General features: G+C 70.1%; 13 protein-coding genes and 2 pseudogenes. 2 read left to right on the top strand and 13 right to left on the bottom strand.

Annotated elements, in window-relative coordinates; genetic code table 11:
• Position 1: 1 nt before the first annotated feature.
• Positions 2-151, top strand: a pseudogene (locus tag OG978_RS00755) (NUDIX domain-containing protein); the annotation flags it as partial.
• On the opposite strand, the pseudogene OG978_RS00750 reads toward OG978_RS00755, so the two are convergent.
• The 8 genes and pseudogenes from OG978_RS00750 to OG978_RS00715 all read right to left on the bottom strand — a co-directional run.
• A pseudogene (locus OG978_RS00750) lies at positions 119-1375 on the bottom strand (IS1380 family transposase); the annotation flags it as partial. The pseudogenes OG978_RS00755 and OG978_RS00750 sit on opposite strands and share 33 nt — an antisense overlap.
• A gap of 402 nt (positions 1376-1777) precedes the next feature.
• Positions 1778-2707, bottom strand: coding sequence for a phosphotransferase family protein (locus OG978_RS00745; RefSeq protein WP_326763340.1), 930 nt, complete (start codon positions 2705-2707; stop codon positions 1778-1780).
• A gap of 201 nt (positions 2708-2908) precedes the next feature.
• Positions 2909-4321 (bottom strand): NF041680 family putative transposase, encoded by a 1413-nt coding sequence (locus OG978_RS00740; RefSeq protein ID WP_326763339.1) that lies wholly within the window; start codon positions 4319-4321, stop codon positions 2909-2911.
• A gap of 189 nt (positions 4322-4510) precedes the next feature.
• Positions 4511-5170, bottom strand: coding sequence for an HAD family hydrolase (locus tag OG978_RS00735; RefSeq protein WP_326763338.1), 660 nt, complete (start codon positions 5168-5170; stop codon positions 4511-4513).
• Positions 5167-5691: an orotate phosphoribosyltransferase gene (locus OG978_RS00730; protein WP_326763337.1), complete on the bottom strand. Its 525-nt coding sequence runs from the start codon at positions 5689-5691 to the stop codon at positions 5167-5169. The genes OG978_RS00735 and OG978_RS00730 overlap by 4 nt, the downstream gene beginning before the upstream one ends.
• Positions 5688-6242: an LOG family protein gene (locus OG978_RS00725; RefSeq protein ID WP_326763336.1), complete on the bottom strand. Its 555-nt coding sequence runs from the start codon at positions 6240-6242 to the stop codon at positions 5688-5690. The genes OG978_RS00730 and OG978_RS00725 overlap by 4 nt, the downstream gene beginning before the upstream one ends.
• A complete protein-coding gene (locus OG978_RS00720) occupies positions 6239-7153 on the bottom strand; it encodes a nucleotidyltransferase domain-containing protein (protein ID WP_326763335.1) in 915 nt (304 codons plus the stop codon). The genes OG978_RS00725 and OG978_RS00720 overlap by 4 nt, the downstream gene beginning before the upstream one ends.
• 40 nt (positions 7154-7193) lie before the next feature.
• Positions 7194-8063 carry an aspartyl/asparaginyl beta-hydroxylase domain-containing protein gene (locus OG978_RS00715; protein ID WP_326763334.1) on the bottom strand — a complete coding sequence of 290 codons (870 nt, stop codon included), beginning with the start codon at positions 8061-8063 and terminating at the stop codon, positions 7194-7196.
• 194 nt (positions 8064-8257) lie between these two features.
• Between OG978_RS00715 and OG978_RS00710 the strand changes: the two genes are divergently transcribed.
• Complete coding sequence (locus tag OG978_RS00710) at positions 8258-9625, top strand: transcriptional regulator (protein WP_326763333.1); 1368 nt, start codon at positions 8258-8260, stop codon at positions 9623-9625.
• A 207-nt stretch (positions 9626-9832) separates the two neighbouring features.
• Here the strand turns inward: OG978_RS00710 and ku are convergent, their stop codons facing one another.
• The 5 genes from ku to OG978_RS00685 form a co-directional block, all read right to left on the bottom strand.
• Entirely contained in the window at positions 9833-10780 is a 948-nt protein-coding gene (ku, locus tag OG978_RS00705; RefSeq protein ID WP_326763332.1) for a non-homologous end joining protein Ku, read from the bottom strand.
• 236 nt (positions 10781-11016) lie between these two features.
• Positions 11017-11208 (bottom strand): hypothetical protein, encoded by a 192-nt coding sequence (locus OG978_RS00700; RefSeq protein WP_326763331.1) that lies wholly within the window; start codon positions 11206-11208, stop codon positions 11017-11019.
• Between the two features lie 5 nt (positions 11209-11213).
• Positions 11214-11540 carry a hypothetical protein gene (locus OG978_RS00695; protein ID WP_326763330.1) on the bottom strand — a complete coding sequence of 109 codons (327 nt, stop codon included), beginning with the start codon at positions 11538-11540 and terminating at the stop codon, positions 11214-11216.
• Between the two features lie 915 nt (positions 11541-12455).
• The gene (locus OG978_RS00690) at positions 12456-13826 is read right to left on the bottom strand and encodes an APC family permease (protein ID WP_326763329.1); all 1371 of its coding nucleotides are present in this window, start codon (positions 13824-13826) and stop codon (positions 12456-12458) included.
• The gene (locus OG978_RS00685) at positions 13823-14701 is read right to left on the bottom strand and encodes a carbon-nitrogen hydrolase family protein (protein ID WP_326763328.1); all 879 of its coding nucleotides are present in this window, start codon (positions 14699-14701) and stop codon (positions 13823-13825) included. The genes OG978_RS00690 and OG978_RS00685 overlap by 4 nt, the downstream gene beginning before the upstream one ends.
• Between the last annotated feature and the right edge of the window lie 148 nt (positions 14702-14849).

The raw sequence follows: 14849 nt of genomic DNA, 5'->3' as shown, positions 1-14849 counted from the left end.
GTCGGTCGGCGGCGGGGTCGAGGAGGACGACGCGACCATCGAGGCGGCCCTGCACCGCGAGGTATTCGAGGAGCTGGGCGGCAAGCTGCAACGTGCCGAGCTCGTCCACCTGATCACCGACGAGCTGGAGGGCGGCACCGGGGTTCAACACGGTCGCGGCGAGGCTGAGTTCGAGCCATGCGGCGTTGACCAGGAAGTGGCGGGATGGGAAGCGTCCGAAGCCGGTGGTCTTGCCGCACCGGATGTGGTCCTCGACGGTGGCATGCCCGCGGTGGCGGACTTCCAGGAACTGGGCGGAGCCGGCGCCGGCGAGCGGGGTGTCGGTGAGGAAGACCTGGTGCCGCAGGCCCTCGTCCTGGTCGAACAAGGAGAGCTGGGCTCCGGGGTGCGGGCGCTCGCGGCGCACGATGATGCGGGTGCCGTCCGGGTAGCCGGCAATGTCGACCGTGCCGGTCAGCTCGGCGACCGAGGCGCCGGCACGCAGTGTTCCGTCCTGGTCCAGGGCGGGGTGCCAGACCTGTTCGGGCAGGGCCCGGATCGCGCGGCGGACCGGTTCGGTGACCGCGTATCCGACCGAGAAGAAGGTGCGGATTCCTCGTATCCGCATGTCTCGGACGTGGGCGAGGAAGGCTTTCGCCGATCCGGCGCTGTCGGTGCGGACGAGGATGTCGGTGCCGTGCCGGTGGGTGTCGGGGATCTGCGCGAGAGCGTCGTCCAGCACCGCGATGTGATCGGCGGCGGTGTTGGCTCCGGCGTTGCCGGGCCGCAGCCGCCCGGACATGCCCTCGCCGGTGTTGGCCAGGAAACACACCAGAGGGTGGAATCCGAAGCCGCCTTTGTAGGTGGGTGCGGCTTGGTCCTTCTCGGAGTGGCAGGTCACCAGCGTGGCGTCGAGGTCCAGGACCAGGCCGGGCAGTTCCCGTCCGCCGGCTTTTGCCGCCGGTATTCCGCAGCGGGTCTCGGCGGCCTGCAGCCAGGCCACTTCCCGTGCCTGGGCGCGGGCCGCTCGCAGCCGAGCGAGTCCGGTCTCGTCGATGTCGGCGAGCAGCCGCCAGGCCGTCGGTGTCGAGGCGACCGGGCCGAACACCTTGCCCTGGTCCCGCAACACGGCCAGATCCGTGATGGATTCCCCGCCATCAGCCAGCATCACCGCGAGGTCGGTGGCGATCCGGCCCGGGTCGTGGCCAGTGCCGCGTGGCCGAAGTGGTCCCAACGCGGTGGAGTACGCGCTGGTCAGTTCGGTGGCATCGGCAAGATCAGCCAGCAACCGTGCCCCGGCGTGACCAACCACCCCGGCACCGTCAGCAGAGACATGGAGCTTGGGACGCGAACCGATACCCTGCACGCAGAAAGTGCCTTCCGCCTGGACCGACAGAACCCCTTGGCTCTGTTGATGACGAGGAACAGCGATTCGATTCTCGGGCAGTTCGGGAGGCGCGTACGCACTCCAGAGGGCCCGAATGTCGACGAGTCCGGACGGCACACTCCTGGATCCGCGTGACCTAATTCCCGTCTGCGCGTCCCCGCACCGAGGCAAGCTGAGGTCAAAGATGCTGGCTACGGGATCAGGTGGCCGGGTGGACCGACTCCGTTGCCGGCGCGGAGGTCTCCGTGGGCACTGCCTCCCGTACTCGTCGATACCGGGATCGGGACACCGAAGGCGCCTCCCAAACCCATCGAGAAGCGCCTTCACTGCTGCTCGATAAAGCCACGCCGGTCTTTTGACCGGGGTTCGCTTCCTGAGTCAGGCCGTCTTCGTCCAGGTCGATGTCTCAGCTCAGGCGGTAGCCGAGGAGGGCGAGGCCCGCGGCGGCGGCGCGGTGCTGGTAGGCGCGCAGTCCGGGGGCGCCGGGGGTGCGGGTTTGCGGGCGTTGCGGTGCCAGTGACCGGTGAGTGCGGTGAGGAACGCGGTGGTGGCGTCGGGGTTGGTGGCGGTGGCGGGGTGGTCGCAAAGCAGGCGGGCGATGTCTGCGGGTGCGTGTCCGGCGAGGACGAGTTGCGGGGCGAGAGATGCGGCGTCGATGCAGGCCGGGCCGGTGGTGGCGTGTGCCCAGTCCACGAAGGTCACGCCGAGGTGGCGGTCGCGGACCATGTTGTCGGCCCGCAGGTCTCCGTGGACGATGCGGTTGCCGCGGGCAAGGGCGGGCCAGGCGGCTTCCAGTTCGGCGAGCTGGGGCAGGCGGTCACGGGCGGCGGGGGCGAGGTCTGCGGGCGGATCGCGGAGGAGTTCGTCCCAGCCGTGCAGGCCGGCCGCTGTCGAGGGTGTGGTGCTGACCGCCTTGGCGTACGGTGCCGGGGCGGGGCTGGAGGTGAGCTTGTCCAGGAGCGCCCATGTCTGCCCGGCGTCGCCTGAGGCGGGGGAGAGGTCGGGGTGCGGGCCGTCGAGGTGGGCGATGACGACGGCGGTCCAGTTGGCGGCGTGGTGGATGCCCAGCAGTTTTGGGGCCGGGGCGCCGGGAGGCAGCGCGTCCAGGACGGCGGCTTCGTGGACGTTGGCGGCGGTGAGCGGGTCGTCGTCGGGAGCTGCCTTGACGAAGGCCCGTCGCCCGTCGGCCAGACGGAGGGCGGCGGCCAGTTGGTGGCCGAAGCCGCCGCCGGGGGTGACGGTGTCGGTGACGGGTGCGCCGAGGGCGTCTTCGAGGCGGGCGCGCAGCGCCGTGGGGACGTCGGTCCATTGCAGACGGCCGCTGGTGGGCGGTACAGGCATCGGGGCAGCTTTCAGAGGTCCAGGGGACGGGTGACGGGGTGATGGGGGTGCGCGCCGAGCCGGACCGGGAGTCGGGGCTGAGGGGCGGGGTCCGCTCTCTCAGTGCTCCAGCTCGGCGCCGGGCGCTCGTCGCCGCATCACGCGCATTCGCCTGTGTCCTCTGAGCTTGATCTTTAAGGCTGCTGGTCGGCCCCGTCGCGTCTAGGCATTATCCGTTTTGCGCTGTTTCTTGCCGACTGGGTGGCGGGGTGCGGGTGTGGAGGTGCGGCCCTTGGGGCGGCCTGGGCCGGGGCGGGAGGCTTTTGGCGCGCGGGCTGGAGTGCCCACGGTCCGTCGGATGCGGGGATAGCCCCGTCGGACTCGGCCCGGGGTGAGCTGATCCGGTGTCAGGGGTTTCTCCCAGGGCCGCCGGAGGTCCTCGGCCAGAGGCCGGATGAGACGGAGTTGCGCGTAGGCGGCGAGGATCAGCCACACCCACCGGTCGGCCTGTTCGGGGGTGCGCAAGCGGGGTCGGGTCAGGCCGAGCGTCTGCTTGAAGAAGCGGAAAGTGTGCTCGATGTCGAACCTTCGAAGGAAGATCCGCCAGAGGCGGTCGACGTCGTGCGCGGTGGCGTCGGGGTCGCTGTGCCACAGCCATAGCGGCTTGGGGTCGCGATTGCCGGGCAGGTGCTCGACCGCCAGATGGACCAACGTTCCCTCGACGATGGGGAGTTCGCCTTCGTGGTCAGCCCAGGAGCCGCGCCGGTCCAGCCTGGGGTGCAGGCGGCCCCAGCAGCGGGCGAGGACTTGACCGAAGCGGTCGTGGACGCCGGCCGACTCCTGGACCGGCGCGGGATAGGTCGCGGCGTGGGCCAGGCGGAACTCCGCTCCATGCCGGGGCGGGCGCCCGGGGTTCGTCCCGCGGCGCTTGCCGGCTGGGGCGCGCATCACCCGGTCGGCGCGGATGCGTCCCAGTAGCCGCACCGGCTCCTCGCGCAGCAGCCAGGTCAGACGAACCAGGTCGTAGCCGGAGTCCAGGACGAACAGCACCGGCAAGTCCCCCGGGCGCCACTGCCCGGCCCGCTCCAGGCGGGCGACAAGGTCGCGGATCTGGGCGGCGGTGACCTCGGTGGGATCGTCCTCGGGCCCCAACCGCACCGCGTCCAGCGGCCCGGTCCACGAGGAGCGGCCCCCACCCAGGGCCGCCGCGACCTGGTAGGGCCAGCCCGGGATGGTCTGACGCACCCCGTCGCACCGGCACGGACGGTGGCAGTGCAGCCGCTCGGGCGAGCACTCGGCATCCGGACGCGGCCACGGCGTGACATCCAACGCGATCGACAGCTGCCCGTCCGTCCCGCGCGGCAGCCGCAGACCGGCCAGCGCCATCCGAAGCCGGGACACGTTGATGTGTCCCTGGGTCAGCGCGTCGTACATCGCTCCGTGCCCGCGCCGATGCACCCCCGACAGCGAGAGTTCCGGCAGGGACGTCACCGGCCCGTCTGCGCACAGCACCGCATCCATGAGCTCGAACAGAGCATCCGCCCGCAACGTCAGGCACTCGTACAGCTCACGGCGAAACCGGGACAACCTGGCCAGGGCCTCGACGCGCACGGCGCCGTCTTGCAGACTGTCCATCACGGCCTTTGGTTGATCAACGTGTCTCTTGGCGGAAACATATGATCAAGCAGAGGCCGCTCAGCTGTCAGGCGAACGACAAACCCCACCAAGAAATGATCTTGGTGGGGTTTAAAGCCAAGCTGAGTGCAGAAGTGCAATAAGGGGCGCCCGTGGGGGGCGCCCCTTCACTGTAGTGCGGCGGGTGGGTCACGCGCTGTCGGTTGGGGGCAGGTGGTTGAGCAGGGACGGCCCGATGCTGGCGGGTTCGGGCAGGAGGTGATCGGCCCCGGCGGCGTGCAGGGCGGCGGGAGGGTGCCAGCCCCAGACCGCTCCGAGTGCGACGACGCCGGCGGCGCGGGCCGCGGTCATGTCGGTGGGGCTGTCCCCTACGAACACCGCGCGTTCCGGTGGGATGTCGAGCCGGCTCAGGGCGAGATGCAGTCCGTCGGGAGCCGGTTTGGGCGGCGCGTCCTGCCGTGTGACGACGACCTCCAGCAGTTTGGTCAGGGCTGGTGGCAGCAGCCACCGCAGCCGGTCGGGGTCCTGGACCGTGACGACGCCGACGGCCGTGCCCTGCGCGCGCAGGGCCAGCAGCCCGGCGAGAATCCCGGGGAACGGTTCGACGGGGAGGGTTGACGCCGCGCCGTCCCACCACCGGTCGCAGGCGTCGTCGGGATCGGCGACGTCCAGGAGTGCCAGGACCTCGCAGCGGGGGCGGCGCAGGGCAGCAGGCGGAAGGTCATCCGGCATCACCCGGCGGCCGAGAGCACAGGTGGCGACCGCCGCGAGGGTGGAGCGCACTGCGGCGGCACTGTCCAGCAGCACTCCGTCCAGGTCGAACAGCGCCGCTTGGCGGGGCCCGGTCACCGGGCACCGTCCGGATCTTGGACCAGGGCGCGCAGGACGATGTGGTGGTCGGCGAGCAGGGTGGCGGCGCCCGCGTCGCGGTCCAGGACGCACAGGGCCGTGCCGACCCGCGCGCCGCCCATCCGCAGCAGGCGGGCACTGCGCAGGAGACTTGTGCCGCTGCGGGCGGTGTCGTCCAGCAGGACCGTTTGCCGGCCGCTCAGCTCGGCGCCCTCGATCTGCTGCCACGTGCCGTGTTCCTTGGGAGAGGGGCGAAGGAAGGCGGCGGGCAGACCGGTGTGCAGGGACACCGCCGTGACCAGCGGGATGCCGGCCAGCGCGGGACCCGCCAGGACCTCGGTGCCAGCGGGCAGCAGGCTGGCGAGCGCGGCTGCGGTCTCCGCCAGCAGCTCCGGGTCACCGGCCAGCCGGTACGGGTCGAAGTAGGTGTCCAGGGTGCCGCCTTCCGGCAGCCGGTAGGGGCCGGGCCGGTAGGCGACGCCCGCGATCTTCTCCGCGAAGGTGACGGCGGGCAACGTCATCGCTTGCACCGCCCGGCATCGAGGGCCTTGAGATCCGCTTCGAGCGCCGCGGCGTCGGGCAGTTCCCGCAGGAAGCCCAGCGGCCGGATGGGGCTCTCGGTCAGCCATCCCCCGGCCCGCAGGAACGCACCCAGACGGCACGCGGTGGGCCCGAGCAGCCGCACGGGAAGGGAACGGATCGTGGTGGCGTAGTACAGGGCGGCGGTGAGTTCGTGCAGCGTGCCGACCCCTCCGCCCATCGCGACGACCAGGTCGGCGTCGTCGAGATAGGCATGCAGCCGGGCGCCGATGGTCGGGGCGTACACGGTGGCGGTGACGTGGGGGTTGAGCGCTCCCCAGTCGGGGCGGCCGGCCAGCGTGATCGCGGTGACCGGTACTCCGTGGGGTGCGGCGCCGCGCGCGGCGGCCTCCATCAGTCCGTTGTAGCCGCCGTGCCGCAGGGCGTACCCGGCGCGGGCCAGTGCGGCGCCGGCAGCCTCCGCCAGCGGTTCCTCGCCGTCCGGCGGTACGACTCCGGCGAACAGGGCCGCGGTGAGGTCGGTGCTGTTCATACGAGTCCTTCCTCGTGCTGCTGGTAGGAGCGGTATGCGGAGATCTCGTCGGTCAGCGAGCCGGCGGCGTGCGGGGCGATCCGCTGCGCAAGGCGCACGATGCGGTCCAGTGCTTCATCGGCCTGCGCCACGGTGGGGACCGGCGGACTGGTCAGCGCCTGCGTCAGCTGGGCCAGACACTCCCGGCCGGTGGCGGTGCGGCCGACTTCGTCGGGCAGGTGGTACCAGCCGTGATGCCGGGAGTGCGGCACCAGCGCGGTGCGGATCACGTCCCGGCAGGTGGCGTTCAGGTCGTGCAGGAGGCCGTAGGCGATGTAGTGCTGGCCCCTGGCCAGGCGTTTGCGGAGCATCGCGTGCAGGACCATCGCCTGGACGAGGAGACTGCCGCAGTCCGCGGGTGCCTGTGCCGCGCGGGCGAGTTCCTGCGCCGTGCGCTGCCGGGTGCCGGCATCGGCGAGGCTGTCGGCGCCGGGGCCCTGCCACAGCAGGCGGGGGCCGATCCTGCGGCGCAGCGCCCCGACCGTGCTGGTCGGGCACAGGTACAGGTCGAGCTGGAGCAGGTGGCCGTCGTGCGGCAGCAGGTAGACGAACCCGGCGCCGCCGAGATCGCCGACGATGGTGTCCCGCCATCCGGGCAGCAGCGTGCCGAAGGTGGTGGACATCAGCGCGTCCAGGCTGTTCATCAGGTCGGGCAGTCGGCTGTCGTGGACGGCGACGACCAGGTCGACGTCGGAGAGCCGGTCCGCGGTGCCGGTGGCCAGCGAGCCGCGGACCAGGAGGTGGGTCACGGCCGTGGTGGCGGACAGGGCCTGGACCAGGTCGCCCAGGACGGCGAGTTGCGCCGGCCGGTGGGCGTGCGCGAGTTCCTCGATCGCGGGCAGCTCGCGCGGCGGGGATGCCGAGGTGGACATCAGTGTCCTGCCTTTCGGATGAAGAGGATCGGGGCTGGGGTCAGGGGCGGTCGAGCAGGTGCGCCTTCGCCTGGCGCCACCGGTGCGCATCGCTGTCCGCGCCGCGGCCCGTGTGGAGTTCGGCGATCAGGTCGTAGGCCCCGCCCTCCGGCAGGGCGTAGCTGTAGAAAGCGCGCAGCAGGGTCTGTTCCGCCGCGTCGGTGAAGCCGAGTTCGGCAAGCTGCCCGGCCCCGGACAGCAGTGCGGCCCGGTTCGCCCCGGTCATCTCCGGCAGGTCCGCCGCGTCCCCGTCACGCAGGCAGGGGCGGGCGGCCAGGGCCTGGTAGGCGTCGTTGGCGTACACGTCGGCGATCAGGTGGAGCCGGTCCGGGCCGGTCGTGTTGCATACGCCGTGTGCCTGCGAGGGCGTCAGCCGCCACAATGCGCCGGCTGCCATGTGGACCCTGGTCCCTGCGGTGACCAGAACTGCCGAAGGATTGGTGACGAGCGGGATGTGCAGACGGTGCCTGCCCATGTCTCGCAGTTCCGCGTAGTCGCGGTGCTCCCACAGGTAGGAGTGCGGTTCCAGGCGGGCCAGGCGCACGTACATGAAGTCCAGTCCCAGCCCGTCGAGGAACCGCGTGGTGGCGGGCATGGCCTCCAGTAAGGAGGTGGGCCGGGGGCGGCCGTCGCCGATCACGACGTCGTGGGGGTCACCGGAGTGGTTCAGCAGCGACGTGGTCCACCAGCCGCCCGACTGGTACTCGCCGTACGCGACGACGCCGCGGGCGGGCGCTGCCAGCGCCTCGGCCCGCATCTGCTCGACCGTCAGCTCGTCCAGGTCGGCCAGCCGGGCGACCTGGGCAAGGACGTCCGCCCGCCCGGGGCCGGCCTGCGCCACCGGGGTGGCTGCGGGGAGTATGGTCACCATCGGAATCCTCCTGACATCTTGTCGGACGCTGCCCTGCAGGGCAGCCGTGCAAGGACACCGCAGGCACGAACCGCCTCACAGACCGCTGGCGTTGCCGCCCGTTGCAGGCCGTTGCCGTTCACCTCCGGCGGCCTTCCCCCGCCCGCCGGAAGCCGGGAAACTGGTGGCGCCCGCGCCCGCGAAAAGGGATGGCCGTGACCACTGACGCCGCCGAACGCCACCCGCTTGCCTACCTCCTGGCCGTACGCGGCCAGAAGGCGCAGGCGTACCTGCTCCGGGTCGCCGAGCAGCACCAGCGCATGGGATACGGGCAGATGGCGTACCGCCGGGAGAAGGCATCCCGCTGGATCAGGGGGGACTACGCGCCCAACTACCGCACCCAGCTCGCCATGGCCGCGCTCGAAGGCATCCCGCCCGAGGCGATCCACGCCCACGGCTGGCCGGGCTGGCTCCTGTTGGCCCTGCCGGACCACACCCTCTTCACCCTCCCGTGGACGACCACGGGGGTGGTGCAGGCACTGGAGATCACAGGAGGTCCGGTGGACCGCAGGAAGTTTCTGATCACCACATCCGTCACCCTGGGCACCACCGTGGCGCAATGGTCCGCCGCCGCCCCCGCAGGAGCGGCCCCCACCACGGGCTGCCGGATCGGTGACGACGTCCCCGACCTCTTCGAACGCCGCCTTGAGGGCCTGCGCCGGCTCGACGACACCGTCGGCTCCGGCGACGTCTACGACGCGGCCCGCGCCGAACTCCGCCTGATCACCGCCACCCTCAAGAACGCCTCCTTCGGCGAAGGCGTCGAGCGCCGCCTGTTCGCCGCGGCGGCCGAAGCCTCCCGCTCCGCGGGCTGGACGGCCTACGACAGCGGGAAGACCGCCGCCGCCGAACGCCACTACGTCACCGCCCTGCGCGCCGCCGCCAGCGCCGACGACCCCGTGGTCGGAGCGAACACTCTCGCCTTCTGGGCCATCCAGCACTACTCCACCGGCAATCCCCGCGGCGCGGTCGACCTCATCGAGGCCGCCCTGTCAAAAGCACCAAGGACCGGCTCGCCCCGCCTGACCTCCATGCTCCACGCCCGCGCCTGCCGGGCCCACGCCCATGCCGGCGATGCCCGGGCCGCCGACCGGGCCGCCAACGCCGCCCTGGACGCCTACGAGCACGCCGGACCCATCGAGGACGATCTCTCCTGCGTCTACTGGTACAACCTCGGCGAGACCCACCAGCTCATCGGCAGCTCCGCCCTCAACCTGGGCAACCCCAAACGGGCCCTCGCCCACTTCCTGGAAGCCTCCACCGTCCACACCAACCAGGAGGCATACAACGGCGACGCCTTCCCCCGCGGCCACGCCATCTACCTCGCCCGGCTCGCCGAGGCCCATCTCGGTCTCGGCGATGTCGATGCCGCCGTGGCCACCGCCCACGACGCCGTCGACCGGATGGGAGGCATCACCTCCGCCCGCAGCACCCACACCCTGGAAGACCTGCGCAGCAAACTCGCCCGCCGCCGCGGGATACCCGCCGTCGCCGAATTCCTGGACTACACCAACACCGAGTGATCGCCCAACGGCCGGCCGCCAGGCACCCCTCCGGCCATGCTCAACCGTTCTCAAAGGCCATGCGGGGTTGTCCGATTGCGGGAGCGGCTGTCTACAACAACCTCGAATGCCCAGTGGTCTTCGGCGCCCGACGGCGGCAGGCTGCCGGGCGTGGCGAGCATCGGAGCGATCCGCGGCAACCTCATGACCATCCCGCTTCGCGCCTGCTCAGGACGCGCTGCGCTTCTTCGTGGTGGTCTTCTTCGCCGTGCGCTTCTTCGTGGCTGTGGTCTTCTTCGCGGTGGTCTTCCTGGCCGGGGCGGCCTTCTTCTTGGCCGCGGTCTTCTTGCGGGGCTGCATCGTGTGCACAGTGGCGTCCTGGCCGCCGTGCTCGCCGCGCGATTCCTTGGCTGCCTTGACTGAGGCGTTCAGGGCCGCCATAAGGTCGACGACCTTCCCGGATTCCCGTTCCTCGCCCTCGGCCGGCTCCGGGAGCTCCGTGCCTTCCGCCTTCGCCTCGATCAGTTCCTCCAGGGCGTCGCGGTACTCGTCCCGGAAGCCGGAGATGTCGTCGAGGGCCATGGTGTCGGTGAGCTGGACGGCCCGCTCGATCTCGTCGTCGTCCAGGTCGACGTCCTTCGGCTTGAGGGACTCGGGGCTGCGGATCTCGTCGGGCCATCGCATCGCGTGCAGCACGATCGCGTCCTCGCGCACCCGGAGCAGCCCGAGCCTTTCGCGGTTGTGCCACGCGAATTTGGCGACGGCGACCTTGTCGGACCGCTCCAGCGCCTTGCGGAGCAACGTGTAGGGCTTGGCTGCGACTTGTCCGTCGATCGCGAGGTAGTAGCTGTCGCTGATCCGGATCGGGTCGATGCTGTCGGCATCGACGAACGCCACAATCTCGATCGCCTTCGCGGTCGGCAGCGGCATCTCGTCGAGCTCTTCATCGGTGACCGCGACGAGTTGGTCCTTGGCGACCTCGTAGCCCTTGCCGATCTCCTCCTGCGGCACGACCTCGTCCTCGATCTCACAGACCTTGCGGGTTCGGACCCGGCCCATGTCCTCCAGATGGACCTGGTGGAAATGAACCGAGCGGTCTTCGGTCGCGCTGACGACCTTGATCGGGATGGTAACCAGGCCAAAAGAAATGGCTCCGGTCCACAAGGGCCGCGGCATACGTACCTCCAGAACCCCCTGATCGCACTGCGCCGGGAAACGGTCGGAGCACCGGGGAAAGGCAGGAGTCGGGGGCGCGACCGGCCGCCAATACGATCCTTGCCTGAGGCGGACGTGATCGCATACGGAGCGGCCGGCTGCCTGGATCGGGTAGCCACCCGTGGCCGCCGGCAGCTGAGGCAGATGCCGGGTACGCCCAGCGGAACGGTACGAGTAGCGATGACAACCGGGCTTGGTCAGTCCGGCGGCCACGACTTCAGCACGCGCCCGTCGGCCGCTTCGTCGGCGAGGGTGACCCGGGCACCGTTTACGCTGCCGCGCTCGCCGATCCATCGCAGGTACTTCCGTTCGGCGGTTGGTAGGTCGGGCCACCAGCCGCGCATGATGGTCCGGGCTCCGATCGCCAGGGTCAGTCGATAGCGATCCATGATCGCTACACCCCGTCAGCGGCAGTCGTCAGGGTGACGCCCGCCGTTCGGGCCGCCTCCCGCAGCACGGCGAGCGGCTCCGCGAGGGGCGCCTGCGGGCCGCCGCGCGGGGTGGTGGCGACGAGGCAGGGAACGCAGCGGTCCACCCAGCGCCGGCCGTGCTCGGGCACTTCGACGACCCCGGCCACGGTCGACGGCCGGCCACAGCGCACGCATGGATGCCTGCCATGGAGACGCTGGATGCCTGCGCTCCCGCACGGCGTCCATGGCGGGGCGGGATCCAGGTCCGACGGGTCGATGGCGAGGGATCGCAGCAGGTCAGCGTTGATCATGCTGTCCTCCTCGTCCGCTCAGTCCCACGGCGTAGAGTAGAACACATATACGATTTGCCGCCCGATCTGCCGCGTCTCCGCACCCTAGAAGTTACGTGGAATCAGCCGGGGTGATCATGTCCCTCGGTGCCCACGGACCGAGGGAAAGCGTGAGGATGACCCCGATAGAGAAGTGGCCGGTCTTTCGCCGTGGCTTCGTTCACTTTCAGCAGCAGCGTTTGTCCGGCACTTTGGTGTCCTGTCTCAACCAAGCCAGTCGATCCCGAGTTGCTGACCAGTGCGGACAAACTTCGTTGAGACGGGCGCCTTGGAACGGAGCCGCTCTCTCAAGGACGCCGACCTGCAGCGACTGGATTCGATGAGACGGATCGGCGGACAACTCGGTTCGTCGAGACAGGACATTTGGTGTCCTTTGTCATCCAACCGAGTCGTTTGACATCGAACCCAGTCGTTCCGACTTCTCTAACAGGGGTATGTACGGTCGACGGTGGATCTTGAACGCGCCAGTCGAGCACGCCCCCTTCCTGCGCATGCCCCGTCTTGCCAGCGCAACGGCCAGCCCTCGTTGGTGCGCTGGGCAACGACTGCCCGTTCGCCGAGCTCTACGAGCGCCGGGTCACGTCTGCCTTCGCAGGCATCGGCCACAACTGGGTCGCGGCGGTGCCGGATGTCGGCGACGCCAATGGGGTCCACTTTCCACGGGTCGGCGAGGAAGCGTACGCGGCTGGTCTGATCCGCCGCCGCACCATCCGCTCCGCCGTGTGCGAGCTGATGGACGCGCTTCCCTTTGTCGACTTCGCCGCAGCCGGCCCTGGACGCAGGGCAAAGGGCAGCTCGGAGGGGGTACGGCCGTGCCTCACCCGGCCGGTGACGCCGTCGCGACACCGCACGACGAGCCCGGGCGAGGGAGGGGAGCTACGCGGTGACTGCGTCCGTGGCCGTGGTGTCGTCGTCGAAGGTCATCTCCGGTGCGGGCCGGCGGAAGCCCTTGGTCAGGACGGCCAGGTAGACGACGCCGATCGCCAGCCAGACGCCGCCGATCTGGAGTGCGACGTCACCGAGCTTCGTGAGCAGGTAGAGGGAAACGCCGGCGCCGATGGCCGGCATCACCAGGAACGAGAAGAGGTTGGGGGTGCGGCCGTGTCTGCGCTCGCGGACCAGGTGGGCGATCACACAGACGTTCACCAGGGCGAAGCCGAGGAAGGCGCCGAAGTTGATGAACGAGGTGGCTGTGGTCAGGTCGAGTTTCATGGCGATGACACCGGCGGCCGCGGTCAGCAGCAGGTTCAAGACGGGCGTGCCGGTCTTCTTCGACAGGTTGCCGAAGACGGCCTTGGGCAGTGCGCCGTCGCGTCCCATGACGTACATGAGGCGGGCGGCGGAGGCTTGCAGGGCGATACAGGAGGCGATGGATCCGGCGATGGTGACGAAGTTGATGATCTCGGCGTACGTTTTGCCGCCGACCTGCACCTTCAGGTGGTAGGCGGCCGCGTCGACGTCGGCGAACTTCGCGCCGGGGTGGACCAGTTGCATCACGAAGGACAGCACGATGAAGATCGCTCCGGCGGCGATGACGCAGCCGATGATGCCGCGGCCGATCGTCCTCGCCCCGCCCCTGGCCTCCTCACCGAGCGTGGAGACGGCGTCGAAGCCGAGGAAGGAGTACGCGGCGATGGCTGCGGCCGCCGTGACCGCGCCGATCGACGTGCCGGAGTTCCACACGGCGTCCGTGGCAGGGGCGGACGAGCCGTGCTTGCCGAGGAAGACGACACACAGGGTGGCGAAGAGGACCAGCGACCCCAGAGCGATGAACATCAGGACCTTGTTGACGCGGTCCGCGAGCTTCATGCCGAAGACGTTGATGGCGGTGGTGATGCCTACCGAGACGATCAGCCAGACCCACTTGGGTATGTCAGGGAACTGGGCGTTGAAGTAGATCGCCGTGATCAGCCAGCCGACCATCGGGATGAAGAAGTAGTCGAGCAGCATCGCCCAGCCGGACAGGAAACCGATGCGGCTGTCGAGCATCTTGCGGGCGTAGGTGTAGACCGATCCCGCGCCGGGCACGGCGCGCGCCATCTTCGCGTAACTCAGCCCGGTGAGCAGCATCGCGAGGGTGGCGATGGCGAACGCGGTCGGGGCCGCGCCGCCGCTGGTGGCGGCGACCACGCCGAAGATCGTGACGACGATGCCGGGGGAGATGTAGGCCAGGCCGAACAGGACGACGGAGAGGAGGCTCAGGTCGCCCTTCAGTCTCATGGTGTTTCCTGTGGTCTCGCTGTTCATCGTGGCGGCTCCTCGGTGGTGTGGGCGGGGTTCCAGGTGGCGGGGTCGATGCGGCCCCCGTACAGCGGGAGTTCGAGGGCTGGGTCGCCGGGGCGGAACTGGTCCCAGATCCGGTTGAGACCGGCGGTGCCGTAGCGGCGGACGTTGCTGACCTCGTCGAGGTCGATCACGTCGGTGAGGGTGGAGTCTCCGGCATCGACGGTTTCGGCGCGCACCGTGCCCTGTGGATCGATGACGAGGCTGCGGCCGATCCCGGATGGGGCGGCGGAGTTGACGCTGGCAACGAAGACCTGATTGGTGATGGCGTTGGCGCGGCTGAGGACGACTTCCTGCGCGCGGTCGCTCGTCGACGTGCGGACCACGTTGACGATCAGCTCGGCGCCCATCCAGGCCAGATGGCGGGAGATCTCCGGGAACCAGGTGTCGTAGCAGATGGACAGTCCGATGCGGCCGACCCCGGCGAGGTCGACGACCTCGAACCGGTTGCCGGGTGTGGTCGTCTCGTACGGGCGCCACGGGCAGATCTTGCGGTACGCGGCGAGGCGCTCACCTCGTGGTGAATAGACCGGTGTCGTGTTGTGGACGCGGTCGCCGGTGCCTCGCTCGTAGACGCTGCCGGGTACCAGCCAGATGCCCAGATCCCCCGCGAGCTCGGCGAAGGCCGCATCGCGTTTGCCGTCGAGCGGCTCGGCGGCCTTCTCCGGGGCGGCCGGGACGCCGGGGGCGCTCTCGCCTAGGTGCAGTTCGGGGTAGACGACGAGGGCGCCGGGTGCGCGCAGTTTCACGCGCCGCTCCACGTCGGCGGCAAAGCCTGCGAGGTCGTCGGCCGGGCGGCCGGGCGCCTGGGCGAGGATCAGGGGCAGGGGGCGGGCCATGCGGGAACACCAGCCAATCGAAGGGAGGGTTCTACGAGGAGAAACCGACGGAGATTCGGGCGCCGCCGGCCAGAGATTCTGGAGGGCGGGGCCGAGGGTGGGACAAGAATGCAGCCAGTCAGCCATAGCTTCAAATACTTGTGAGGGT

The organism is Streptomyces sp. NBC_01591 (genome assembly GCF_035918155.1).
Classification (GTDB): Bacteria; Actinomycetota; Actinomycetes; order Streptomycetales; family Streptomycetaceae; genus Streptomyces.
This window is presented reverse-complemented; position numbering and strand designations above follow the sequence as displayed.